We start from the raw sequence: 25,136 nt of genomic DNA, 5'->3' as shown, positions 1-25,136 counted from the left end.
GGTATTTCCTTTTTTCAGCGGGAAGGACGCGGTACAGCAATCGGCAGGCCGTGCAGCCAGTCGGCCACACCCTGCCAGTAGCCGCCCGTATCCGGTACGGCGGCCGGACAGCCGCAGGCGGCGGAAAAGCCCGGCTGCCCGGCCGTTGCGGCCTCTTCCAGCAGCAGCCATATGCTGTCGGAGCGGCCGCCGCCGGCAGGCGGTTCGTAACACCAGCCCACCGCAATCCGGCCTTCCGCAGACAGACTGTCGGCAGCCAGATACAGGATTTGCGGCCACGATTCGGGACGGTTGTCGGCCGCCAGCAGCAGCGAGGCACCGCGGCTGCCGAGTACCTGTGCGGCATAAAATGCCGGTGCGTTGTGCAGGTTGGCAATAAAATCCAGCGGCATGGCCGTACCGCAGTTCAATACATTGTCGGCCATTTTGTCGAACAGCGGCGGCGACGCAAACGGTGCGGCCGCGTAAACCGCACAGTCTCCGACAGGCCCGGCCGTCTGCCGCAGTTGCAGGCAGCAGAGGGCAGCTGTCAGACTCAGGCCACTGAGGCGGCGGGCATCGAGGCCGCTTTGCCGGTGCAAAGCCTGTTTGAGTGCTTTGCCGTCCGCCGCCAAATCGGCACCGAAACGGGCAGCGGCAGTGATGATGATGCTGCGGTTTACCGTGTCCATTGCCATACCGCCGCCGTGTTGCTGCCGCCGAAGCCGAAATGGTTGCTCAAATACAGGCCGTCTGAAAACCGCCTGTGCCGCCCCGTGTGGTCTCTGCCTCCGCCCCGTTGCAGCGTTTCGGCCAGCAGGACGGTTTCCAGCGCGGCGGCCGCACCGAGCGTGTGGCCGGTTTGCGGTTTGTACGCCAGCAGGGGCGGCAGCGTGCCGAATATGCGGTGCAGGGCCTGCCTCTCGGCCGTATCACTGTCGGCCGTACCGACACCGTGGGTTTTGACGGCACAAACGGTATCGGTCTCAGCGGCAGCCAAAACCTGCCGCATCAACGCTTCCTGCGCGCCACTGTCGCTCTGCACCGGACTGCTGCCGGTATTGGCGGCGCAGGCTGCCAGACGCAGGGCGGAACCAGCCGGTTTTTCGGCCGACAGGGCCAGTGCCGCCATGCCCTCGCCCAAAATCAGGCCGTCTGAACCGAAGGGCCGGTAATGTCCGGCCAACAGGTTCAGGCTGTGAAAATGGAGCAGGGTCAGGCGGTTGAAGTTTTCAAAACCCAGCACGAAGACGCGCCGGTTTGCGGCGGCGGCCAGATGGTTGTGCGCCTGAATCAGGGCGTGGGCGGAAGAGGTGCAGGCGGTGGCCATGCTGAAAATGCGGGCATTGCCGCTGTGTGCCTGCAAGTCGCGGGCCAGATGCAGCAGGCTGTGCCCGCCGTCCCCGCCGCCGGTCTGTCCGTTTTCATACGCCGACATCAGATAAGAGCTGGAACCGATAAACACCGCCGCATCATGCCAGCTTTCAGACGGCCACCCCGCCGCACGGGCGGCACGGTTCAGGTGCTGCACGGCCAGCGCGGCCACGGCGCGGCGGCTCAGGGCGGTTTCGCCGAACGCGCGGTAGTATCCGGCCCGACACGCCTGATTCAGAAAGGTGAAGCCGACGGTTTCGGGCTGTTCGGGCGCACGGCCGCCCTGCGGATTGAGCGCGCTGGTGGCCGCCCAGCCGCAAAGGTAGGTCATGCGCCGTGCTCCGCGCGCACAAAGGCGGCCAGACCGCGTACCGTCATCATGTGCTGTCTCACCATGCGGTCGCCGTGGAGCCGCACTCGGAAATGCTGCTGCAAGGCCACGGCAATCTGAAGTGCGTCCAGCGAGTCCAAGCCGACGGGGCTGCCGCTGCCGAACAGGGGCGCGTCGTCGTCCCAAGCGGCCGCATCGATTTCATCGGCCTTATCCGCCGTCTCCAAAATCAGTTTTTTCAATTCGGCTTCCAATGCGCCCGGCGCAAGCGTAAACATATAAGACATCGGGTTTTCCTGTATCAGGCCGTCTGAATCTGCGTTTTGCCGTTTCAGACGGCCCCGAATCTGCGGCTTAAAACCGTACCTGTGTCTGCAGCTGCCTGCGGTACAGCCACACCGCCAGCAGCAGGGCGGCGGCGGCAAAACCCGCCAATAATTGCAGATAAGGCACGATACCGCTCAAACCGCTGCGGTTGAGCAGCAGCTCCTGAAAGGCTTTCAGCCCCCACGCCATCGGCGAGAGCCTGGCCGCCTGCTGCATGAATTCGGGCATCACATGGGCGGGAACCATAATCCCGCCGATGCCCGCCATCAGAATCAGGCCGCCGCCGCCCAGCACAACCGCCTGTTCGGTGGATTTCGCCGCCACGCTGACCAAAAGCGCGTAGCCCAGTGCGGCGGCACTCACGGCGGCAGACAGCACCGCATACGGCAGCCAGCCGCCGTTGAGCACCAGTGCCGGCACGCCGACGGCGGGCAGCAGGAAGCGGCCGATCAGCAGCATACCGGCAAATTGGAGCTGGTTAATCAGGAAATACGGTATCAGCTTGGCCGCCGCCAGCCCGGCCGCACCGGCACGCGCCAGCCGCAGGCGGGTAATGGTATTGGTCTGCCGCTCCAAGGCCATCACGTTCGACAGCGGAATCATGATGAAAAACATGCCGAAAATCAGCCAGGCCGGTACGCTGTGCTGCACGGCATTGGGTTTGGGTACCGCACCGCCCGCCGCACTCAGGTAATGCTCCTGGAACCCGGTCTGCCGCAAAAAAGCGGCAACGGCTTCGGACTGTGCGGTATTTTCCGCATAGATTTTTTGCTGAATATCGTCGCGCACCCGTGCAGGCAGACGGCTGTCGGCAATGCTCAGGCCGCTGCCGCCGTCGAAATAGGCGTTCAGCCGCGTTTCGGTATAGTGGCGGCGCAGCACGCCCTTTACCGCCGCCAGCCAGGCGGGATCGGTATCGGGCGGGACATACACCGCCAGCGGCAGGCTGTCGGCCAACGCACTGTCCGGTACATTCGGATTGTGCAGTACGATTTGATAACGTTTTTCGCGCAAGCCCGCCTGCGCCTCCCGCCATCGTTCAGACGGCATCAGGCTGATTTCCATCTGCTCCCGGCGCAGGGCGGCGGCAAATGCGGCATTGATACTGTCTTCCGCCCCCACCAGCGCAATGCGGCTGCCGTGTTGCGGGTCTGCATCGCGGCTCAACGCCAGCGACATAATCAGCATAAAGGCAACGGGCATCACAAACAGCACCGCCAAACCGTGCAGATCCCGCCCCAGCAGTTTGATTTCCTTCACCAGCGATGCGGCAATCATGCGGCCTCCCTGCGCAGAAAATCCAGATAGAAAGCCTCCAACGAAGCCTGCCCCTGCTGGAAATAGCGGATACGCGCACCGCTGTTTTGCAGACAGGCATACACTTCGCCCGCCGCGCGTGCGGTCTCCATCATACCGCGCCCGTCTGCGGGAGCGGCCTGCAAATCCGCCAGCACTTCGGGCGGCAGCACGGGATCGGTGATGAAGCGCACACGCTGCGCCTGTCCGGCCAACAGCCCGTCCAAACTGCCCCGGTAAACCAAACGCCCCCGGTTGAGCAGGGCGATTTTGCCGCAGAGCTGTTCGATTTCGGGCAGGTAGTGCGAGGTGTACACCACGGTTACGCCCTGCCCGGTCAGTGCCTGAACGCTGTCGAGAATAAAGCGGCGCGACTGCGGATCGATGCCGACGGTGATTTCGTCCAAAAACAGCAGCTCCGGCGCATTAATCAGGCCGATGGCGAAATTCAGACGGCGTTTCAGGCCGCCGGAGAGGTGTTTGGCGGCGGTGCGCCGGTAAGCGGTCAGTCCGGCCTGCGCCAACAGGCTGTTCAGACGGCCTTTGTCGCGCATCTTATACAGTGCGGCGAAAAACAGCAGGTTGCCCCACACGCTCAGCTGCGGATAAAACGCGAAATCCTGCGGCACGAGTCCGATTTTCTGCCGCGCCGTGCGGCTCAGGCCGCCGATGGGGCAGCCGTCGAACAGAATCCGGCCGCGCTGTACTTCCTGCAAACCGGCCAACAGCGACATCAGGGTGGTTTTGCCCGCACCGTTGGGGCCGAGCAGCCCCCAGCATTCGCCCGCGCCGATGTCGAGCGAAACGCCGTGCAGCGCATCGTCGGCGGCAGCGGGGTAGCGGTGGCTCAGAGCTTGGATTTCAATCATGGTTTCAGACGGCCTTCAAACGCCGCCACAGGGCGGCTTCCTGATCGGCAATGGCGCGCAACCGTGCACCAAGCTCTTGACAGCCGTTTTCAGACGGCTTTTTGCACTGTTTCACGCACATGGCGGCAAAAGTCCGCCATTGGTCGCCGATGGCGGTCATGTCTTCGGAGGCCGTCTGAAAACGCGGATCGCGGCAGTATCCGGCGGCCTGTTCGAGGAAATAGGCATACAGATAGCGGAAGCCCGCCCCGCCCGTACCGATTTCTTCCTGCATACGCACCAGATGGCCGAGAAATTGTTTCTGATAGGCGGCGGATTGCCGTCGGGGCAGCTGCTCAATCTTCGCCGCCACGGTGCGCATCCCCCGCACGCCCACAAAAAACAGCGGCGCGAGCATATGGGCGGCATTCTTGCGGACGGCGGTGCGGATCAGCGCAGGCAGTTCGGCGGCAACGCTTTCAGACGGCCGGTTGCCCGCCAGCGTGTACATCATGCCCTTGGCCGCCAGCGCGCCTTTGGCAAAACGCGCCCGCTGCAGATCCGCCGTCGCACAGCGCTGCACGGTTTCAAATACCGGGTCGCTGATGAGGTAGTCGCCGCCCTCTCTGGCGTACACCAGCAGGTTGTGTGCATTGAAATGGAAACGCATGGCGGGCGGGAAATAAGGCAGCCAGAACACCGATGTCTGCAAACCGACCAGCTGCCCCTGCGCCAAAGCGCGGTCCAATGCCGCCTGCCCCGCCGATTCGTCGGAAAAGGTCTGCATATCGAGCTTCAACCCGAGTGTTTTGCAGGTGTTTTTGATGATGCTGCGCGGCGCGGTGCGGTATGACACCAGCGGCATACCGCCGAGTTTGATCAGCGGCATATACACAAAAGACAGTCCGCGCGCGAGGCCGAAGACCAGAGCTTCGTTCACGGCATGGCCGTGTCGGTTCAGCAGTGCGGACATCACGCCGCTTTCGCAATGGGCGCTGTGCCGGTGGGGAAAATCGTTCATATGGTTTCAGGTATCGGAGCGTCCGGCGGCAGGCGGCGGCCGTTTCAGACGGCCTTATCCGCCGAAGGGCAAACCGGCATCGGACGTTTTGAGTTCGTCCACACTGATTTGCAGCGCATCTGCATATTTTTTCAAGGTTTTTTCCGGCAGTCGGGCAAATACTGCGGGACGCAGGTGGCGGCGCAGCTGCCATTTCCATACACCGGCCGCCGCTGCCAGGCTGCCGGTGTCGTGGCGGAAACGCAGCATATGGTAATACAGCGGCGAATACGCCCCGCCGGCGACGGCCGCCCGTGCTGCACGCGCCTGTTCGGCCAGCCCGTCCACCGCCATCTCTGTCGCGTAAGACTCTTCGTCCCAACCGCTGCTGGCAGCCGCTTCGTAACGCCCGCCGCGTGTCGCATAAATGATTTTGCGCTGCCCGTGGTAGGATTTGCTGTTGTCCTGCGGAATATCGTCCACTTCCATTTTCAGACGGCCTCTACGGCTTCCAAAAGCATGAAACAGGTGGAAAACCGCCCGCTTTCGGGAATGTAGCACAGGATTTTCTGCCCCGCCCGCAAGTCGGACCTGCGCATAAATTCTTCCAGAATAATATAAATCGAGGCCGAATCGGTATTGCCCTTGGCGGCCAGGTTGGTAAACCATTTTTCCTGCCCGACGGGCAGGCCGGCATTGGACAGCCCGACAGCCAGTTTGTCGCGGAAAAAGCCCGACGAATAGTGCGGCAGGAACCAGTCGATCTCTTCCGCTCGCAGTTTGTGTTTGGCCATAATCCGCGCCAGCGGTTTTTCCACCGTGTACGGCACAATGTTTTCATTGAGCAGCTTCACGTCCTGCTTGACCGCCATCAGGCTGTTGCGGCGGCAATAATCGCTGTCGAAGGTTTTCCAGCCGCGCAGCAGGCCGTCTGAAATCTCGGCACCGGCATACATACAGGCAGGCATCTCGTGGGCATAGGACAACAGTTCGATCCAGTGGATTTTCAGACTGATGCCCCGACCGTTCGGGCGGCTGCTCACATGCACCGCACCGGCACCGTCCGACAGCATCCAGCGCAGGAAATCCTTTTCAAAAGCGATTTCGGGCTTGGCACCGGCCAATTTGCGGCCGTCGGTTTCGCTCTGAAACACTTCGCCGCGCATCACGGCGGAAGCCGCTTCGGCCGCAACGGCCACGGCATGCCGGTGTTCCCCCGTGCGCACGGCCTGATAAGCATGCTTCATCGCCGCCATACCCGCCACGCACACGCCCGCCGCACTGACGACTTCGCAGGCACCCGTTTCCGGCAGCAGACCGTGCACCATCACGCCGTGGCCGGGCATGGTCTGGTCGGGATACGACGTGGCACAGGCCAAACTGCCGATTTCGGCCGGATCGGTTCCCTGCGCAAACAGCAGCCGGACCGCCTCGGCCGCCAGTTCGGCACAACTGTGCGTGGCTTGGCGCGTTTCGGGGTCGATGGCGTAATGGCGCGTTTCGATGGCGTTGGAACGCAGAATCATTTTGCGTACGCGCGAAGGCAGCCCGCCCGCCAAACCCAAAACGGCCTCCATTTCGTCGTTGCCCACCGCCCGGTTGGGCAGAAAGGCAGCTGCCCGGTTGATATAGACTTCGCTCAATGTGTGCTGTGGATTCATACTTTACCGATTCATTTGCTTGCAGACGGCATCATTCGCCGGAAGGCTGCCCGTAATACCGTTTCTGCTTTTCCAGCCAGCCGATCAGCCACGGCCGCAGCAGACGTTTGACTGCCGCGCTGACCGGCACCACCGTCAGAATCATGCCGATCAGGAAAACGATATAAACCGCCAGCAGGATACGGCGCAGCAGCGGCGACACCCGTCCCGCCGCCATCAGCAGCCTGCCCCACAGATAAAAACTGCGGGCGGCCGCCTGTTCGCTGAAAATCAGCTTTTCGTCCACCTTGGCCGCACCCATGCTGCGGAAAAGGGTTTCGTCCAAAGGCTGCCCCGCTGCCAGTACGTCGCGCAGTTTCGCGCCGAAACGCGCACCGTCCGCGATTTCTTCAGGCGCGATGCCCGCGGCGGGCAGGCTGCGGAAATACTGCCTGTCGCCCGTCAGCAGCCACGCCGGTGTGGTAATAAAACTGGCCGCACGGCCGCAGGCATCGGTTTTAACGATATTGCCGATTAAGTGCGCGCCGTTTTGCGCCAGCAAAGTTTTCATTTTTTCCTGCGCGGCCAGCCACATATTGCGGCAGCCGATCAGCGTGATGACCGGCTTGCCGTGCAGCAGCCTGCGGGTTTCAGCGCGCTGCAAAAAAGCACTGACCGGCCGGGCAGGCGACAGAAACCACACGGTGTAGGCAATCACGACCACATCATAATCTCCGTCGGGAATCTCCGGTTCTGCCAGCGCCTCCGGCCGCAAATGGACGGTTTCGGGGAAGGTATCGAAAAAACGCCAAAACGGCCACGGAAACGGATACGGTTTTTGCGGCCGCAAACCGACACAATCCAGACGGACGCTGCCGCTCTGCCGCAGCGGTTCGGCAAAACGGTGCGCCAAACCCGCCAACTGGCCGGTTTGCGAATAATAAACCAGTAAAACTTTCTTCACGCCGTCCGCCCTCTTTTTTCCGCCTGTCCGCCAACCGATGCCGTGCAGATTGTATCACGGCAGGCCGTCTGAACATGCCTCAGCGGCAAGCCGTTTCAGACGGCCTCACAGTTTCAATACCGCCTTCCGGTACAGCCATTCCCCGCCGAACAGCAGCCCCATCAGGCCGTAAGATACGGCACCGGTATAGGCCGCCCACCAGTCATAGCGGCCGCTGAGTGCCAGCCATGCGGCAACCGCAGCGTTAAACACGAAAAACACACACCAAATCTGCGTTACCCGCCGCGTATGGCGCACGCCTTTTTCCGGCAGGTCGGGATACCGGAGGCGTGCCAACCGTTCGATCACGGTCCGGCCGGCAAACAGGCTGGATCCGAACACCGCCAACATCAGCAGGCTGACGGCAACCGGATACCAGTACATCGAACCGGGGCGCCCCCAAAACACGGCAGCGGCAAAAAAAGCTGCTGCCGAGCAGGCAACCCGACGCTGCACGCCCCGCGCCTGCACGGCTCGCAGCAGCCACAGGCCGCACATCAGCACGGCCAGCCACGGGAAAACGCCGTATTCCCGCCCGAAATACCAGACAATCGGGTAAGCCGCTCCCGTTACCGCCAGCAGCAGCGTGCCGGTATTACGCACCGCCGCTCCCGGCAGGACGGCGGTATGCCGGTTTACGCGGCATCGATTTTTAAGACGGCCTGAACGATGTCGTCAACCGTGCGCACGTTGCGGAAATCGTCTGCCTTCAATTTGCGGCCGGTTTCCCGCTTGATATAGTCGATCAGATCGATGGCATCAATACTGTCGATTTCCAGATCCTGATAAAGGTCTGTGCCGCCGCTGATGCGCTGCGGGTCGATTTCAAACAGTTCGACCAGCGCGCCGGTCAAAACTTGTCGGATTTCCTGTTCGGTCATCTGCCCTACTCCTTTATGCGTTTTGGCGGCTGCGGATAAAGTCGGCCAAAGTCTGCACGCTGGCAAAATGGTCGCGCAGCTGCTCTTTTTCGCCGTCCAGCTGGATACCGAATGTCTTCTGCACCGCCAAACCCAGTTCGAGCGCGTCCACCGAGTCCAAACCCAGGCCGTCGTCGCCGAACAGCGGGGCACCGTCTGCAATATCGCCGCTGCCGATGTCTTCCAAACCCAGTGAATCGATAATCATCTGCTTGATGCGCTGGTTCAAATCGCTCATTGCGTTTTCTCCGTAAAGTATTGTTGCAAATAGTCGTTCAGCCTGCGGGCGGCAATCGGCAGCGGCTTTTGCGCCAGCCACGCCCGGGGGTCGATGTCCTCGCCCACAGTAATTTCATAATGGATTTTCCGCGCCGGTATGCGGTACCACGGCTGGCCTTTTTTGAAGTTCGGCGGTGTCATTTTAATCACCACCGGCGTCATCACCGCCGCACTCCTCAGACCCATCGAAACCGCCCCCCGGTGCATTCTGACCACACCGTCCCAGCCGGTACGCGTTCCTTCGGGAAAAACAAGCAGGCTCTCGCCGCCTTTCAAAACCGTATCCACTTGATTGAGCATCGCCTCGGACTCGGTATTGGGAATAAAGCCGGCCGCAATAATCGGCGACTTCATCACCGGATTATCCAGCAAGTCTTTTTTGACGATACAGTTGAGCTGCGGCACACGGCTGATGAGCAGTACCACATCCAGAAGCGACGGATGGTTGCTCAAAACCAGCTGACCCGGCCGCCCCAGGCGTTCCGCACCGTGGAAACGGACGGACAGCACGCCCGACCATTCCAGATAACGCACAAAAAAACGCCATACCCGCCCGACCAGCCGCCGCGCCGCCAGATGTTCCCCGACCGTCAGCACCGCAGCCCGGCGCGTATAAGGCAGCAGCATCAGCCTGAACAGCAGGCCGGCCACGCCGAACAGCACGAAACCGAACAAAGTGCCCAAAAAACGGCGGATTCTATCCATGATGTTCCGAACCTTTGCACCACCGCCAAACACGGCCGCGGTAACGGCGTTCATACTGCGGTTCACCGGTCAGCATAAAGCGGATCCAATCCAGCGCACCCCAATAAGGCGCATCGATGCCGTCTGAATCCGGCAGGCACGCCAGCTGATAAGCGCAGCCGCGTTCCAACACCATGGCCAGCACATACGGAAACGGCGCGCGCTCGGCCGCCACCGCATACGCGCCGTCCAACGGCTCATCGGCCAAAACCAGCAGCACACGGGGCTTTCCCTCATTCAGCAGCGCACAGCACTCTGCCAAAGCGGTTTCCAAACCGTCGCTGCCCACCGCCAAGGCCGTATGCTCGCCCTTATCCCCTACCAGCATCGACCACTGGCCGGGCAGTGCATTGTGTACCGACAAACCGAAAGATGTCGGCGACACCGCCTGCTCCCGCCACAGCGACAGCCACAACTCGAAACTGCGGTTGATTTCCCCGTCATGAGAAGCATAAACCATGGGCAGACCGCCAAACTGCCCGTGCAGCGGCCACACTGCCTCGCACATCAGCTTGGCCAGAAAATTCAGCCGCCGCCGTTTGAGCGGCGGTAAAAATTCCGCAGCCGGGCGGTAAGGCGGCACATCTGAGGCCGCAAGCGCACCGGCCGCCCAGCGCGCCCACTGGTCTTCACCGGCCATCCTGCCGCTCACCGCACGCCATGCGGCAATGTTGAAAGAAAAACGGAAAACGTCTGCCATTATCTGAATATACCGACCGCTTACAGAAAAATCTTGGCCGGATAAGCAAAAAGACGGCCACACCGAACCAACACAGCCGGCAGCTTTATCCGGCAACCGTTTCAATTCTAACCGAAACCGTTAAGATGTGTAAGTCAAATCTTGCTGTCCGACCAAAGCCCCACCGGCAGACAGCCGATACTTGGCCAACCGAAAAACCGCCCCCTCCGCCCGCAACATCGGTCAAGCGGCTGTCCCAAACAGCTTATCCTGCATCACCGGCCTCCGACGCCTCGCCGTCACAAATCTGCCACCTATCTGCCATAAAATCTTCCCGTCCAACCCGCTCCGGGCACACAACATGAAACCCTTGACCGCCATCTGTCTGATACTTGCGGCCAACGCCGCATTCGCCGCCCCCAAAATCATCGCGCACCGCGCGGGTGCCGCAGACGCGCCGGAAAATACCGTTTCCGCCATCGGCCAAGCTCTGAAAAACCGTGCCGACATGATTTGGATTACCGTGCAGCTGTCAAAGGACAACATACCCGTCCTGTACCGTCCGATCAATCTGTCGGCCAACACCGATGCCGAAGGCCGAATCTCGGACTATACGGCAGCACAACTGGCAAAACTGAATGCGGGCTTCCGGTTTCAGGCAAACGGCCGCTATCCTTACCGCAACCGCCGACTGCCCATCCCCACTTTGGAAGAAGTATTAAAACGTTACCCGCAAACCCCGTTCCTGATCGACCTGAAATCACCCGATGCCGATCCGGCCGTCTTTGCACAGGCTCTGACCGGCGTGATAGAACGGACGGGCGCAAAAGACAGGGTGCGCTTTTATTCCACCGAACCTAAATTTATCCAAAGCATCGGACACTACCCGACCTTTGCCGACCGCAGTCAAACCAGAGCCGCACTGGCTCAGGCAGCACTGGCGGGAGAGGACTGCGGCAGCGAAGATTTCGACCGGGAATACTGGCACGGATTTGAATTAAACAGAAAAGTGAAAGTGGTAGAAAAATTCACCTTGGGCGAAGGCGCAAGCGATGCCATCCTGACTTGGTCGGCACACGAAATGGACTGTTTTAACCGCCATGCGCCGCAAAAAGTGATTTTATTCGGTATCAATACTTGGGCGGATTACCGGAAAGCCGAAGCCCTCGGCGCATACGGCATCATGACCGATACGCCGAAACGGTTTAATACCGGCAACCGGCACCGCTGATCCGATTCCGCAACAAAAAAGAAAAGCCCTTGAATTCTTCAAGGGCTTTTCGGTATGTGGTTGCGGGGGCAGGATTCGAACCTACGACCTTCGGGTTATGAGCCCGACGAGCTACCATGCTGCTCCACCCCGCGTCAGGAAATCGGACTATACACCTGCCGATTCTGCCTGTCAAGCGTTTTGCACATTTTCTGCGCTGCGGACGTTTTCAGACGGCCTATTCGGGCAGCCGGAGCGGTACGACATACAGCGTACTGCGGTCGGTTCGGCCGTCGGGCAGTTTTTTACTGCGGATACCTCCGCGGCCGTCTGAATCGATACCGAAATCGTCGTCATTGACAACGGCCAGACGGTTGCGCGCCAACAGCCACATACCCTCGAATTTGTCGTGCGGATAACCGACTGCCTGCACCAAATCGACCAGCAATTTTTTCTCTACCGGACGGATTCCCGCCGCCGCCAGCTCTTCCCATGACGACTGTTCCAGCGTTTTGCCGTTCACCAGCAGGCCGTTCGGACCGTCGGCAGCATCGGAAACATCGGTTGCGCCGCGCAAATCGACCAGATACACATGCTTCTGTGCCGCGCCGTCTCCGGCAAACTTCCCGTCCCGCTCGTTAATCAGCAGGCGGTGGTTGTCAATGGCACGAACTTCCGAATTGGAAAAACCTTTGCCGTTTTGGCGGTAAAGATATTGGCGGGTGCGGCCGGTGTCCGAATCGAAGATTACGATGCGGGTCAGCGTTTGATTGACGGCTTCTTTACGGCTCGGATTATTCAGCGTGGACTGCATCACGCCCACCAGCGTTTTGCCGTCGGGCATCAAATCCAACCCCTCCATACCCCTGTTCGGCCGCCGCTTGGCCAGCACGGCAGGCAGTTTGCGGCCGTCTGAACGCACACCCTTCGGGCTGATGCGCTCCAACTCCACGCCCGAGCGCGAAAAATGCACAATATGCGGCCCGTACTCGTCCGATACCCAAAACGAACCGTCGGGTGCGACGGCCAAACCTTCGCCGTCCAGGCCGTAGCGGTCTTCCGGTAAGCGGCGGCCCTGCAAATCGACGGCCTGCTCACCCGTCGCACCATAACCTTCGGGATTCGGCAGCCCCGTCAGCAGCTTGCCGTCCGGGCGTTTCAGAACGATTTTTTCCAACAGGCGCACACGCCCGCCCGCACCGATTTCAAAATGGCCGATAACCGGCGCATAATCCGGTACGGCGAAAATTTTGCTGCCTTTTTCCGCTCCGTCGGCATTGGGGCCGCGGTCGGTCAGGGCGAAAAAACGCTGCGGATCGGCCGGATCGCCGACCGCCGAAGAACCGTAACCGCCGTGGTAAATACTGACACCCGCCCGCTGCGCCAACTCGGCATACGGCAGTACCGCCTCCGAAGCTGCCGCAGCCGCCGGCCACAGCAGTCCGCCCCACAACACCATCCGCCAAGCCAAATTTGCCGTCATCATGAATCCGTCCTGTATCCGTTTGACAAGAAGCCCCCAGCATAGCGCAGTCAGATGACAAAACGATTTCAACGCCATTTGCTATAATTCCGCCTTTATCGAATGTCTGACACGCCATGCCGCACCCCGACCTTGCCCAAACCCTCGCCCGCGACCGCCATTTCCTGCAAAACGCCTTTCACCATCCCAAAAAATTCGGCGGTTTGGCAGCCGTGCAGGCAAAATACCAAAAATCACACGATATTTACCGCAAACGCCTGTCCGCCCTGCCCCGCCCGCAATACGACGGCACGCTGCCGGTACACGCGCGGCGGGACGACATCAAAACCGCCGTTCAAAACCATCAGGTAACCATCATCTGCGGCGAAACCGGTTCGGGCAAAACCACGCAGCTGCCGAAAATCTGTCTGGAACTGGGGCGCGGCGCGGCGGGCTTAATCGGCCACACCCAGCCACGCCGTCTGGCCGCGCGTTCCGTTGCCGAACGGATCGCCGAAGAATTGCAGTCGGAAATCGGCAGCGTGGTCGGCTACAAAGTGCGCTTCAACGACAACACCTCGCGCGATGCCTATGTGAAGCTGATGACAGACGGCATTCTGCTGGCCGAAACGCAGACCGACCGTTTCCTCACCGCCTACGACACCATCATCATCGACGAAGCGCACGAACGCAGCCTGAACATCGATTTTCTGCTGGGCTACCTGAAACAACTGCTGCCGCGCCGCCCCGATTTAAAAATCATCATTACCTCGGCCACCATCGATGCCGAGCGTTTTTCCAAACACTTCAACAACGCCCCCGTGCTGGAAGTGAGCGGGCGCACCTATCCCGTCGAAATCCTTTACCGGCCGCTGCACGCGGCAGACGAAGACGAAGCGGAAATCGAAATCGCCGATGCCATCGTCGATGCCGCCGACGAGCTGGCGCAATTGGGCAGCGGCGATATTCTCGTGTTCCTGCCCGGCGAACGCGAAATCCGCGAAGCCGCCGAAGCCCTGCGCAAATCGCCGCTGCGCCGCCACGACGACATTCTGCCGCTGTTCGCCCGCCTCTCCAACGCCGAACAGCACAAAATTTTCCACCCATCGGGCAGCAAACGGCGCATCGTACTGGCCACCAACGTCGCCGAAACCTCGCTTACCGTGCCGGGCATCAAATATGTCATCGATACAGGACTGGCACGGGTCAAACGCTATTCCGCCCGCGCCAAAGTCGAACAGCTGCACGTTGAAAAAATCTCGCAGGCCGCCGCCAACCAACGCGCGGGACGCTGCGGCCGCGTCTCGGCGGGCGTGGCGGTGCGGCTGTATTCGGAAGACGATTTCAACCAACGCCCCGCCTTTACCGACCCCGAAATCGTCCGCAGCAACCTCGCCGCCGTCATCCTGCGCATGGCCGCGCTGAACCTGGGCGATGTGGCGGCGTTCCCGTTTCTCGAAGCACCCGACCAGCGGTATATCAACGACGGGTTTCAGGTGTTATTGGAACTGGGGGCCGTGGAGGAGGCCGTCTGAAAACGATAAAATAATGGTCGTCATATTTACCGATTGCAATTTGAAATATTTCAAGTGGTGCAATAATTTTTCTGTCTATCGAATATTTTACAAGAAAATGCAACATATTAAATTCATTGATTTATTTTCCGGAATGAGCGGAATCAGGAAAGGCTTTGAAGCCGCCTGCCTGAAACAAGGACTTTCTGCGGAGTGTGTTTTCACATCCGAAATCAAACCTGCCGCCCTAACCGTCTTAAAACAGAATTACCCTGATGAAATTCAACACGGCGACATTACAGCAATCCACGCAGACGATATTCCCGAATTTGACGTTTTGCTGGCAGGTTTCCCATGTCAGGCATTTTCGTTTGCTGGAAAAAGGCTTGGCTTTGAAGATACTAGAGGCACACTATTTTTTGATGTGGCACGGATTTTGGAAGCGAAAAAACCAAAAGGGTTTATTTTGGAAAATGTCGAAGGGTTAGTAACCCACGACAGACAAGACCCGAAGCAACCAATCGGCAGAACTCTTTCTGTGATTTTGGAAACCTTAAATGCACTGGGCTACCATGTTTCATGGAAAGTACTGAATGCAAAAGACTTCGGCGTTCCGCAAAATCGAAAACGGATTTATTTAGCAGGCAGCCTGAAAACCCAACCTGATTTTTCCTTTTTCCGAAAGTCCGACATCAAGTTGAAAAATATTTTGGAAACGGGACTGCCGACTCAAAACAGCCCTTTTATCAAGAAAATACTGGCTAAATATCCCGTAAAAAAGCTGTATGGAAAATCCGTAAAAGACAAGCGCGGCGGGGCAAACAATATCCATAGCTGGGACATAGAATTGAAAGGTCCAGTTTCGGATGACGAAAAAGCATTGTTGAACTGCCTATTAAAGGAAAGACGGAAAAAGAAATGGGCAGGGGAAATCGGTATCGAATGGATGGATGGGATGCCTTTGACGAAAAATCAAATTGCCACCTTTTATCCTCATCCTGAACTGCAAACCCTTTTAAGCAGCCTGACCGAAAAAGGCTATCTGTCTTTTGAGCATCCCAAGCAAAAAATTGGTGGATTACGTGTAAAAGATGAAACCTTGCCCAAGGGATACAATATTGTCACAGGAAAAAAATCGTTTGAAATCAATAAAATTTTAGACCCAGAAGACATTGCCCCGACCTTGGTTGCAATGGATATGGAACATCTTTTCGTTGTTGATAACGATGGCTTGCGTACACTTACCATAAGGGAGGGGTTGAGGTTATTCGGCTATCCCGATGATTATTTATTTGATGTTTCCAAAAAAGACGGTTTTGACTTATTGGGAAATACTGTTGTTGTCCCCGTTATTGAAGCTGTATCGGAAAAACTATTACATGTTATTTAAAAATAAGGAGATAGATATATGCGTCTTACATCGGAACAAATCTTTAACAAACTGATTACTGACGACCAGATTTTAAAACTAAATGGGCAAATCAGGTTCTTTTTGGGCGATGTAGATATTGTTGTCAAACAAAAAGATGTGGTTGGCAATATTATTCAAGAATGGCTTGGCGGATGGCTGGAAGCAAGAGAAATTGAGTTTGATGTTTCCACCAATACACAAATGCCGCCTGATTTTTTCCTTAATAAAAAAGATCATAAGTATAATTTATTGGAAGTAAAGGCATTTAACCGAAATGCCAGCCCTGGTTTTGATATTGCCGACTTTAAAATGTATTCGGATGAAATTATCCGAAAACCCTATATGTTGGATGTAGATTATCTGATATTTGGTTATGATATGAATATCGAAAACGGTACGGTTACCATTAAAGATTTATGGTTAAAGAAAGTGTGGCAAATTACTCGTAGAATGGACGGCTGGCCGATTAATCTGCAAGTGAAGAAAGGAATCGTACATAAAATAAGACCAGGTGTCTGGTACAGTGTCAAAAAAGGGAATATCCCTATGTTTGACTGTCTAGAAGATTTTATATCCGCCATCGAAGAAACTGTGTATCAGAACCCCGCCACTCGACACAATGCTGCATCATGGAAACGTCAGTTTTTAGAATCTTATAAAAAACATTATGGTAAAACTCTTTCCATCCCCCGATGGCACGAAATTGAATCTAAATACCAAGTCAAAAAATGACACGTAAAAAGTAGCTTGCAAACTCCCTCTATCAAAATTCGAAACTCTGCTGAAAAAACTCAAATGCTGGAAAACGTTCAAGGCTAAATTTAGGATAGCATAAATGCCCGACCTACGAATCCGTTATGCAAAACATGAAAAGCCATACGAATATGCCGTCTGAAAATCTTTCAGGCAGCCTGAAAACACCCGTCAAACCCCGCTACCGCCTAACCAAACTCGGCGAGCAAATGGCGCGGTTGCCCATTGATCCGAAAATCGCGCGCATTTTGTTGGCGGCGAAAAAGCACGACTGTATGGCGGAAATCTTGGTGATTGCTTCCGCCCTCTCCATTCAAGACCCGCGCGAGCGGCCGCTCGAAGCGCGCGAAGCGGCTGCCAAGGCGCATGAGCGGTTTACCGACAAGCAGTCCGACTTTCTGGCCTATCTGAATATTTGGGACAGCTTCCAGCGCGAGCGCGATAAAGGCTTGTCGAACAAACAGTTGGTGCAGTGGTGCCACCAATATTTCTTATCGCACCTGCGGATGCGCGAATGGCGCGAGCTGCACCGCCAATTGGCCGAAATCGCCATTGAAATGGGTTTGACCAGCAAAGAGCAGGTATTCAGACGGCCGCCCGAACAGGCGCAGTTAAGGCCGTCTGAAAACCAAGGCGACCAAGATTTGTCCGCCAAACTCAAACAGAAACAGTTGGATAAAAAAGCACACCGCAGCCGAATCCGCGCCGCCAAAGAAGCGGGCTACGAACAAATCCACCGCGCGCTGCTCACGGGCTTAATCGCCAACGTCGGTATGAAGTCGCCCGACGGCCGCGACTACACCGGCGCACGCGGGGCGCACTTTCATCTGTTTCCGACTTCCGCTTTGTTCAAATCCAAGCCTAAATGGGTGATGGCGGCGGAATTGGTGGAAACCACGCGGCTGTACGCGCGCGATGTGGCGGAAATCCAACCCGAATGGATCGAGCAGGAAGCACCGCATTTGGTGCGCTACCATTACTTCGAGCCGCATTGGGAGCAGAAGCGCGGCGAAGTGGTGGCCGCCGAACGGGTCACGCTTTACGGCCTGACCGTGCTGCCGCGCCGCCCCGTCGCCTACGGCCGCATCGCGCCCGAAGAAGCGCGCGAAATCTTTATCCGCAGCGCACTGGTAGCGCAGGAATGCGATTTGAAAGCGGATTTTTTCGTCCACAATCAAAAACTGATTCAAGAAGTCGGCGAGTTGGAACACAAATCGCGGCGGCAGGACGTGCTGGTAGACGAAGAGGCTTTGTTTGATTTTTATCATCAAAGTCTGCCCGAATTTTATATGCCGTCTGAAAATGTAGGTCGGATTCTTGAATCCGACAAACCAGCTTCATCAAACACCTTGTCGGATACGAGTATCCGGCCTACACCTACTACCAAACGGCCGTCTGAAAACGCCAAACCGCTGGCCGATATCCGCACCTTCCAAAGCTGGCTCAAAACCGCCGAACGCGACAACCCGCGCCTGCTGTTCCTGACCCGCGACGACCTGATGCAGCACGCCGCCGCGCACATTACCGAAGAGCAGTTCCCGCCGTTCTACAAAACCGCCGACGGCAAGTTCAAACTGAGCTACCGCTTCGAGCCGCACCACCCGCTCGACGGCGTTACTCTCACTGTGCCGCTTACCGTACTCAACCGCCTGTCCGCCCCCGCGCTGGAATGGCTGGTACCCGGTATGCTGCGCGAAAAAATCCAGCTGCTGATTAAAGCCCTGCCCAAACAAATCCGCCGCGTGTGCGTGCCCGTACCCGAATTTGTTACCCGTTTTCTCGAAAGCGAACCCGACCGCCAGGCCCCCATCATTCCGCAGCTGGCACACTTTATCGCCAAAAGCGCGGGCGATATGCGCCTGCTCGGACAAATCGACTCAGACGGCTGGGCGGCGTTCAAACTGCCCGAACACTGCTATTTCAACCTGCGCGTGGCAGACGACGGCGGGCAGGAACTGGGCATGGGGCGCGACTTGGCACAACTGCAGCGCGAGCTGGGACAGGCTGCGGCCGTTACCTTCCGCGACAACACCCAAGAATTCGAGCGCGACAATCTGACCGCGTGGGACATCGGCACGCTGCCCGAATCCATCAAATTCGCCCGCGGCAAACAGCAGCTCACCGGCTTTTTGGGGCTGAAAAAAGAAAAAAACGGCAGTATCGCCCTGCGCCTGTTCGATACACCCGAGGCCGCTGCTGATGCACACCGCCAAGGCGTGATTGCCCTGATGGCCTTGCAGCTTAAAGAGCATATGAAAGATTTAAACAAAGGCATCCAAGGCTTCACCCAGGCGGCCATGCTGCTCAAACACATTCCCGCCGACACCCTGCGCGACGACTTGACCGCCGCCGTGTGCGACCGCGCCTTTATCGGCGACGACGAACTGCCGCGCAGCGAAAAAGCGTTTAAAGAACAAATCAAACGCGCCCGCAGCCGCCTGCCCGCCGTTAAAGAAGCCGTCAGCCGCTATATACAGGAAACAGCCGCCGCCTACACCGAACTGAACGGCAAACTCGCCAACGGCCGCCACCCGCTCGCCCCCCTGCTGCGCGGGCGTATGCAAAACCTGTTATCGGCCGGTTTCGCCGCGCGCACCCCGTGGCCGCAATGGCCGCGCCTGAGCGTGTACCTCAAAGCCATGACCCTGCGCATGGAAAAATACAGCGGCAACCCCGCCCGCGACGCGGCGCGCGAAGCCGATATTCAGGCATTGGAAACAATGCTGGCGGAAAAAACCGACAGCCTGACCCGGCAAAACCTGCCCGTTTCAGACGGCCTGGCCGCATTTTCATGGCAGCTGGAAGAACTGCGCGTGTCGCTGTTCGCACAGGAATTGAAAACACCCTATCCCGTGTCGGTCAAACGGCTGATGAAAGAGTGGGACAATCTGACAAAATAAAAAGCGTGCCGGTTATCCATACCCGACACGCTTTGGCCGCCGTCAAACGGTTTCGCCGTATCACTATGCCCTTGGCCTCCGGCCATACCGATCAACCTGTCGGCGGAACGGCATATTTCCGTCTAATGCCTGATGCCGTCTGAAAGCATTGATCGCCCAAACACATCTGCAACGCACCCGCGACGGCTGATCAGAACCATTCCCGCCCCATGTTGCGCGGCAGGCGGTTTGGGAAGATCATACAGGCGGCCGGATAGAAAAACATAACAGCTTGCCCGCCGCGCACGACTGCCGCTGCCAAACCAATTCGATAACCGTCTGCTGCCCATGCGGCTCCGCCAAGCTTTCCCGTAACCGGGTAACGGTGTACATCACATCATTGGGGCAGCAAACGCCTACCCGTTTTTGCGGAAAGGACACTGTCTGCTCGACCAACCTGTACGGCAGAAATGGCGGCGCATTCTCGAAGAATCGGCGCACTGCCGATGCGGCGAACCGCACCCCGAATCCGCCGCACCCAACCAGAGATAAAGATGAAAAAGATTGACCGGCATGGCCGACAGTATCGACACATTGTCCAGTAAAACCACCTTTTGAAACACCACACCTGTCCCTCTGCTTCACAGACGGCACAACCCGCTGGCTTCCGCATCTCGTAACTGCCCGCGGATTCGGTTTGACTGCCGACCCGACAATCACGACAGCCCCGTTATCAAAATCAAAAAGGCCGTCTGAATATTCAGACGGCCTTGGATCCGTAACCCTGCGGCTGTCGATATTTATCCGCCGAACAGCAGGTACAGCCCGATGACGCCCACACTCATCAACCCGGCCAGAATATCGTCCAGCAGAATACCGAAACCGCCGCTGACGTGCCGGTCTGCCCAGCGGATCGGCGGCGGTTTGAGCACATCGAACAGGCGGAAAAGTACAAAGGCCGCAAGTATCAAACCCACTGTCTGTTCGGCGCGGACGCTGTACAGATAAGCGGCGGGCAACAGGGCGATCCATTGTCCGGCCCATTCGTCCCAGACGATATGCGGGTCGTCATGCCGGCGCATCAGCTCGGCGGTGCGCCCGCAGATATAGCTGCCGACGGCGCAGGCGGCAACGGTGGCGGCCAGCAACGGCCAAAACCCCCACAGCACCAGCGGCAGGGCGGCCAGCAGTCCGCCCAAACTGCCCCATGTGCCCGGCGCACGTGCAGGCAGCCCCGAACCTAAACCCACCCCCAGCCAATAAATGCAGCGGTCGGCCGCCGACGCACCGGCAGGACAGGGCGGGCAGGCATTGGCACGGCGGATATCGGGTTTGGCCGGGTTCATGACGGTTCAGCTATGCTCAGGCAGTTTCAGGAAATGTTCGCGGTAGTGGCGCAATTCTTCGATGCTTTCGAGAATATCGTCCAATGCCTGATGCGCACCGCGTTTGGCCACGCTTTTTGCCACAGCCGGATGCCAGCGGCGCGCCAATTCTTTCAGCGTGGACACATCAAGATTGCGGTAGTGGAAATAGTCGGCCAGACGCGGCATATATTTCACCATAAAACGGCGGTCCTGATGGACGCTGTTGCCGCACAGCGGGCTGGCCTGCGGCGGCAGCCAGAGGGCAAGGAAATCCAGCAGTTTCTGCTCGACTTCGGCTTCGGTATAGGACGACCGGCGTACGCGTTCGGTCAGGCCGGTGCGCCCGTGGGTGGCGGTGCACCATTCATCCATCGCGTCCAGCACGGCATCGCTCTGATGAATCGCGAATACTTCCGACTGTGCCACAACGTTCAGATCGGCATCGGTGATCACCACCGCCACTTCAATGATGCGGTCGGTCTCGGGGTTCAGGCCGGTCATTTCCATATCCAGCCAGCACAAATGGTTCGGGTTCTGCATAGGTTTGTGCCTTTCCGGTCAAACAGGCCGTCTGAAACGCTTGCGCGCCGTTTCAGACGGCCTTTGATTTACTTCTTCGCCTTAAAACTCAACAAATGCTGCTGCGCGGCCAGCCATGCGCCGCCGATGCCCAGCCCGGCCACCACCAGCAACACCAGCACCGTCTCGCCGAACGTGAAAAAACGCCATTGGAGATTGAGGCCGTAGGGCTGGAAAATCTGCGCCACCAAAGGGCGTGTGGCGCGCACCAGCCAGCCGCACAGCAGCAGGCTTACCCCCGCCGCGGCCAGACTCTGCCACGCGGCCTGATAGAGAAAAGGGCGGCGGATAAACGATGCGGGCGCACCCAGCAGCTTGGTAATTTCGATTTCTTCTTTGCGGCTCAAAATCTGCAAACGGATCGTATTGTGCGCCACCAGCACAAAGGCCATACTCAAAGTCAGGGCGAGAAACCACAATATCTTTTTCACCAAATCATTGATTTGGTACAGCGTCTGCATCCATTCGGTATCCAGCCTGACACTTTCCACCATCGGCAGCTGTGCCAGATGCACCTGCAACGCCTGCATTTCATCGGGCGCAAGATTATCCTTGGGGCTGACGACAAACACATCGGGCAGCGGATTATCGTCCAAAACCGATACCCAATCCTGTCCGTCCATACTCTGCTGCAATTCCGCCAAGCCCTCGGCCTTGCCGACAAACCGCTGCGCGGCAATGCGGCCGTCCGCCTCCAACAGTGCGGCCACGGCGCGGCCGTCCACCTCGTCGGCACTGCTTTCCATATACAGCGTCATCTGCGGCGACTCATTGAGCCGCCCCAATACCGCCTGACTGCTCTGCACCCCCAGATACAGTGCCAGCGGCAGCATCATCGCCACCGCGAGCATCGCCAGAATCAGCAGTGCGGCCACCGGCTGGCGCAGCCAATGGCGGACGGCATTTTTCGCCGCGTCCAAATGCAATCTCAGATAAGCATTCATGCGGCAAACCTGCCTTCCTGCAAACGTAAAATACGGTGGCCGTAATCGGCCATCAGGGTTTCATCGTGCGCGGCCACAATCACCGTCGTCCCCGCTTCGTGAAACGTTTTGAACAATTCCATAATATCCAGCGCATAGGCGCGGTCGAGATTGGCCGAAGGCTCGTCGGCAATCAGCAGGCTGGGCTGGTGCACTACCGCGCGGGCGATGCACAGCCGCTGCTGCTCGCCGCCCGAGAGCGTCACCGGATCGGCGTTTTCGCGCCCTTTCAAACCCACTTTCTCAATGGCAATCCGCGCCCGCCTGTCGGCCTGTCTGGCATCGTAGCCGATAATGCGCAGCGGCAGCAGTACATTTTCCAGCACACTGCGGTCGAACAGGATTTTATGGTCTTGAAACACAATCCCGATGTGCTGGCGCAGATAGCCCAACTGATTGTCGGACAACTGCCCCAAATCCTGACTGTTCAGCCACACTTTGCCCTCGGTGGGCTTGGTCATGCCCGCAATCAGCTTGAGCACCGTGGATTTGCCCGCCCCCGAATGGCCGGCGACAAAAATCATCTCGCCTTTTTCGATGCGGAAACTGAGTTTTTTCACGGCGGCAAAACCGCCGGGATAAATTTTGGAAACTTGTTCGAAACGAATCATGAAGTCTCGCTGCGGCGCACCCGCGCCTGTCGGTCGTCAATGAAAAACAATTATAACCCATCGGCACCGCCGCCGCGCCATTACGGACAAAAAACGTTTATAATGCGCGTTTATTCCGACCATGCCGCAAGGCCGTCTGAAACGCACCGCAGCCGTTTCCCGTTCCGCAGCAACACGCGTCCCCGAACGGTACAAAATCCGCTTCACGCACCCGTTTCCGCCGCGCAGAAGCCCTGCCCCGTTTCAGACGGCCCGAGAGCCAAAGGACACTGCCATGCTGACTCCCGAACACGTCCGCGCCCTGATCGAAGCGGTGGTTCCCTGCGAACACCTCGAAGTCGAAGGCGACGGCCACCACTTTTTCGCCGTCATTGTTTCGTCTGCCTTTGAAGGCAAAGCCCGTCTCGCGCGCCACCGCCTGATTAAAGACGGACTGGCCGAAAAACTGGCCTCCAACGAACTGCACGCCCTCTCCATCAGCACGGCGGCCACGCCGGCCGAATGGGCGGCCAAAGCCTGACCCGCATCCCGTTACCGAAAGTTTCTTTCATGGACAAACTGAAAATTTCCGCCAACGGCCCGCTCAACGGCGAAATCACCATATCGGGCGCGAAAAACGCCGCCCTGCCGCTGATGTGCGCCGGCCTGCTCACGTCCGGCACACTGCGCCTGAAAAACGTGCCGATGCTGGCCGATGTGAAAACCACCCAAAAACTGTTGCAGGGCATGGGCGCACGCGTGCTGACCGACAATATTTCCGAATTTGAAATCAACGGCGGCACAGTCAACAACACCGTCGCCCCCTACGAGCTGGTCAAAACCATGCGCGCCTCAATTCTGGTACTCGGTCCCACGCTGGCACGTTTCGGCGAAGCCCAAGTCAGCCTGCCGGGCGGCTGCGCCATCGGTTCGCGCCCCGTCGACCAGCATCTGAAAGGGCTGGAAACCATGGGTGCCGAAATCACCATCGAACACGGCTATGTGAAAGCCAAAGGCCGTCTGAAAGGCGCGCGCGTGGTGATGGACGTGGTAACCGTGGGCGGTACGGAAAACCTGCTGATGGCCGCCACGCTGGCCGAGGGAACCACTGTTTTGGAAAACTGCGCCATCGAGCCGGAAGTCGTCGATCTGGCCGAATGTCTGGTCAAAATGGGCGCGAAAATCAGCGGCATCGGCACGTCCACCATGACGGTGGAAGGCGTGGCCGAACTGCACGGCTGTTCGCATTCGGTCGTTCCCGACCGCATCGAAGCCGGCACCTTCCTCTGCGCCGTGGCGATGACCGGCGGCAAAGTCGTTTTGCGCAACGCCGCGCCGAAAACCATGGAAGTGGTGTTGGACAAACTGGTCGAAGCCGGCGCCATCATCGAGGCGGGCGACGACTGGATTGCCATCGATATGCAGCAACGCCCCAAAGCCGTCGATATCCGCACCGTCGTCCACCCCGGTTTTCCCACCGATATGCAGGCACAGTTTATGGCGATGAACGCCGTGGCCGAAGGCACCGGCCGCGTGGTGGAAACCATTTTTGAAAACCGCTTTATGCACGTGCCCGAACTGAACCGCATGGGCGCGGATATTTCCACCGAAGGCAACACCGCGATTGTCAAAGGCGTGGCCAAACTCTCCGGTGCCACCGTGATGGCCACCGACCTGCGCGCTTCGGCCAGCCTGGTGATGGCCGGGCTGGTAGCCGAAGGTGAAACCGTGGTCGAACACATCTACCACCTCGACCGCGGCTACGAATTTATCGAAAAAAAACTCGGCGGCGTGGGCGCGAAAATCGAACGCACCGCCTGACAGGCCGTCTGAAAACGGTGCACCGCACCGTTTCTGCGAAGCTAAAACGAGCGAAGCGGGTTTGCAGAGTTAGATTTACAGAGCCACAACGGACAAAACAGGCGGCCAAACCCGGCCGCCATGTCGGATTGGACAATCCGACCTACG

The 25,136-nt window shown here is 58.1% G+C and carries 26 protein-coding genes and 1 tRNA gene; 7 read left to right on the top strand and 20 right to left on the bottom strand.

What is annotated here, in order from left to right:
- Positions 1–14: 14 nt before the first annotated feature.
- From ORY85_RS08165 to ORY85_RS08100, 14 genes are all read right to left on the bottom strand, one after another.
- Positions 15–677, bottom strand: a complete 663-nt coding sequence (locus tag ORY85_RS08165) for a hypothetical protein (RefSeq protein WP_274571677.1) — start codon at positions 675–677, stop codon at positions 15–17.
- On the bottom strand, positions 659–1,684 hold the full coding sequence (locus ORY85_RS08160) for a beta-ketoacyl synthase N-terminal-like domain-containing protein (RefSeq protein ID WP_274571676.1): 1,026 nt from the start codon (positions 1,682–1,684) through the stop codon (positions 659–661). The genes ORY85_RS08165 and ORY85_RS08160 overlap by 19 nt, the downstream gene beginning before the upstream one ends.
- Positions 1,681–1,971 (bottom strand): acyl carrier protein, encoded by a 291-nt coding sequence (locus tag ORY85_RS08155; protein ID WP_274571675.1) that lies wholly within the window; start codon positions 1,969–1,971, stop codon positions 1,681–1,683. The genes ORY85_RS08160 and ORY85_RS08155 overlap by 4 nt, the downstream gene beginning before the upstream one ends.
- Positions 1,972–2,038: 67 nt before the next feature.
- Complete coding sequence (locus ORY85_RS08150; RefSeq protein ID WP_274571674.1) at positions 2,039–3,289, bottom strand: ABC transporter permease; 1,251 nt, start codon at positions 3,287–3,289, stop codon at positions 2,039–2,041.
- Positions 3,286–4,176, bottom strand: a complete 891-nt coding sequence (locus ORY85_RS08145; protein ID WP_274571673.1) for an ABC transporter ATP-binding protein — start codon at positions 4,174–4,176, stop codon at positions 3,286–3,288. Before ORY85_RS08145 ends, ORY85_RS08150 begins: the two co-directional genes overlap by 4 nt.
- Before the next feature lie 4 nt (positions 4,177–4,180).
- The gene (locus tag ORY85_RS08140) at positions 4,181–5,176 is read right to left on the bottom strand and encodes a BtrH N-terminal domain-containing protein (protein WP_274571672.1); all 996 of its coding nucleotides are present in this window, start codon (positions 5,174–5,176) and stop codon (positions 4,181–4,183) included.
- 54 nt (positions 5,177–5,230) lie between these two features.
- Positions 5,231–5,644 (bottom strand): hypothetical protein, encoded by a 414-nt coding sequence (locus tag ORY85_RS08135; RefSeq protein WP_274571671.1) that lies wholly within the window; start codon positions 5,642–5,644, stop codon positions 5,231–5,233.
- A gap of 2 nt (positions 5,645–5,646) precedes the next feature.
- On the bottom strand, positions 5,647–6,816 hold the full coding sequence (locus tag ORY85_RS08130) for a beta-ketoacyl-ACP synthase III (protein WP_274571670.1): 1,170 nt from the start codon (positions 6,814–6,816) through the stop codon (positions 5,647–5,649).
- Between the two features lie 31 nt (positions 6,817–6,847).
- Entirely contained in the window at positions 6,848–7,759 is a 912-nt protein-coding gene (locus ORY85_RS08125) for a dialkylrecorsinol condensing enzyme (protein WP_274571669.1), read from the bottom strand.
- A 105-nt stretch (positions 7,760–7,864) separates the two neighbouring features.
- Positions 7,865–8,401: a hypothetical protein gene (locus tag ORY85_RS08120; protein WP_274571668.1), complete on the bottom strand. Its 537-nt coding sequence runs from the start codon at positions 8,399–8,401 to the stop codon at positions 7,865–7,867.
- A gap of 32 nt (positions 8,402–8,433) precedes the next feature.
- The gene (locus tag ORY85_RS08115; RefSeq protein WP_274571667.1) at positions 8,434–8,679 is read right to left on the bottom strand and encodes an acyl carrier protein; all 246 of its coding nucleotides are present in this window, start codon (positions 8,677–8,679) and stop codon (positions 8,434–8,436) included.
- Positions 8,680–8,692: 13 nt separating this feature from the next.
- Positions 8,693–8,956 carry a phosphopantetheine-binding protein gene (locus ORY85_RS08110; RefSeq protein ID WP_274571666.1) on the bottom strand — a complete coding sequence of 88 codons (264 nt, stop codon included), beginning with the start codon at positions 8,954–8,956 and terminating at the stop codon, positions 8,693–8,695.
- Positions 8,953–9,702 (bottom strand): 1-acyl-sn-glycerol-3-phosphate acyltransferase, encoded by a 750-nt coding sequence (locus ORY85_RS08105; protein ID WP_274571665.1) that lies wholly within the window; start codon positions 9,700–9,702, stop codon positions 8,953–8,955. The genes ORY85_RS08110 and ORY85_RS08105 overlap by 4 nt, the downstream gene beginning before the upstream one ends.
- Positions 9,695–10,444, bottom strand: coding sequence for a beta-ketoacyl synthase chain length factor (locus tag ORY85_RS08100; protein WP_274571754.1), 750 nt, complete (start codon positions 10,442–10,444; stop codon positions 9,695–9,697). Before ORY85_RS08100 ends, ORY85_RS08105 begins: the two co-directional genes overlap by 8 nt.
- Before the next feature lie 337 nt (positions 10,445–10,781).
- Here ORY85_RS08100 and ORY85_RS08095 point away from each other — a divergent pair, with 337 nt between their 5' ends.
- On the top strand, positions 10,782–11,651 hold the full coding sequence (locus tag ORY85_RS08095) for a glycerophosphodiester phosphodiesterase family protein (protein WP_274571664.1): 870 nt from the start codon (positions 10,782–10,784) through the stop codon (positions 11,649–11,651).
- A gap of 57 nt (positions 11,652–11,708) precedes the next feature.
- On the opposite strand, the gene ORY85_RS08090 is transcribed toward ORY85_RS08095, so the two are convergent.
- Both ORY85_RS08090 and ORY85_RS08085 read right to left on the bottom strand, forming a co-directional pair.
- Positions 11,709–11,785, bottom strand: a tRNA-Met gene (locus ORY85_RS08090).
- A gap of 83 nt (positions 11,786–11,868) precedes the next feature.
- Entirely contained in the window at positions 11,869–13,116 is a 1,248-nt protein-coding gene (locus ORY85_RS08085) for an esterase-like activity of phytase family protein (protein WP_274571663.1), read from the bottom strand.
- 113 nt (positions 13,117–13,229) lie between these two features.
- On the opposite strand from ORY85_RS08085, the gene hrpA reads away from it, so the two are divergent.
- The 4 genes from hrpA (at position 13,230) to ORY85_RS08065 (ending at position 19,670) form a co-directional block, all read left to right on the top strand.
- The gene (gene hrpA / locus ORY85_RS08080; RefSeq protein ID WP_274571662.1) at positions 13,230–14,627 is read left to right on the top strand and encodes an ATP-dependent RNA helicase HrpA; all 1,398 of its coding nucleotides are present in this window, start codon (positions 13,230–13,232) and stop codon (positions 14,625–14,627) included.
- 97 nt (positions 14,628–14,724) lie between these two features.
- Positions 14,725–15,996, top strand: a complete 1,272-nt coding sequence (locus ORY85_RS08075; protein ID WP_274571661.1) for a DNA cytosine methyltransferase — start codon at positions 14,725–14,727, stop codon at positions 15,994–15,996.
- An 18-nt stretch (positions 15,997–16,014) separates the two neighbouring features.
- The gene (locus ORY85_RS08070; RefSeq protein WP_274571660.1) at positions 16,015–16,749 is read left to right on the top strand and encodes an NgoBV family restriction endonuclease; all 735 of its coding nucleotides are present in this window, start codon (positions 16,015–16,017) and stop codon (positions 16,747–16,749) included.
- A 125-nt stretch (positions 16,750–16,874) separates the two neighbouring features.
- Entirely contained in the window at positions 16,875–19,670 is a 2,796-nt protein-coding gene (locus ORY85_RS08065) for a DUF3418 domain-containing protein (protein WP_405030327.1), read from the top strand.
- Positions 19,671–20,449: 779 nt separating this feature from the next.
- On the opposite strand, the gene ORY85_RS08060 is transcribed toward ORY85_RS08065, so the two are convergent.
- The 4 genes from ORY85_RS08060 to ftsE all read right to left on the bottom strand — a co-directional run bounded on the left by ORY85_RS08060 (position 20,450) and on the right by ftsE (position 23,189).
- Positions 20,450–20,995 carry a phosphatidylglycerophosphatase A gene (locus tag ORY85_RS08060; RefSeq protein ID WP_274571659.1) on the bottom strand — a complete coding sequence of 182 codons (546 nt, stop codon included), beginning with the start codon at positions 20,993–20,995 and terminating at the stop codon, positions 20,450–20,452.
- Between the two features lie 6 nt (positions 20,996–21,001).
- The gene (gene orn, locus ORY85_RS08055) at positions 21,002–21,556 is read right to left on the bottom strand and encodes an oligoribonuclease (RefSeq protein ID WP_274571658.1); all 555 of its coding nucleotides are present in this window, start codon (positions 21,554–21,556) and stop codon (positions 21,002–21,004) included.
- Between the two features lie 68 nt (positions 21,557–21,624).
- A complete protein-coding gene (ftsX, locus tag ORY85_RS08050; protein WP_274571657.1) occupies positions 21,625–22,539 on the bottom strand; it encodes a permease-like cell division protein FtsX in 915 nt (304 codons plus the stop codon).
- A complete protein-coding gene (ftsE, locus tag ORY85_RS08045) occupies positions 22,536–23,189 on the bottom strand; it encodes a cell division ATP-binding protein FtsE (RefSeq protein ID WP_274571656.1) in 654 nt (217 codons plus the stop codon). Before ftsE ends, ftsX begins: the two co-directional genes overlap by 4 nt.
- 274 nt (positions 23,190–23,463) lie before the next feature.
- Here ftsE and ORY85_RS08040 point away from each other — a divergent pair, with 274 nt between their 5' ends.
- Both ORY85_RS08040 and murA read left to right on the top strand, forming a co-directional pair.
- A complete protein-coding gene (locus ORY85_RS08040) occupies positions 23,464–23,709 on the top strand; it encodes a BolA family protein (protein WP_274571655.1) in 246 nt (81 codons plus the stop codon).
- A 29-nt stretch (positions 23,710–23,738) separates the two neighbouring features.
- Positions 23,739–24,989: a UDP-N-acetylglucosamine 1-carboxyvinyltransferase gene (murA, locus tag ORY85_RS08035; protein WP_274571654.1), complete on the top strand. Its 1,251-nt coding sequence runs from the start codon at positions 23,739–23,741 to the stop codon at positions 24,987–24,989.
- The last annotated feature ends 147 nt before the right edge of the window (positions 24,990–25,136 follow it).

It is taken from the genome of Neisseria leonii, from assembly GCF_028776105.2.
Lineage (GTDB): Bacteria > Pseudomonadota > Gammaproteobacteria > Burkholderiales > Neisseriaceae > Neisseria > Neisseria leonii.
Note: the sequence above shows the minus strand (reverse complement) of the source record. Positions and strands in the feature narration are given on the sequence as shown.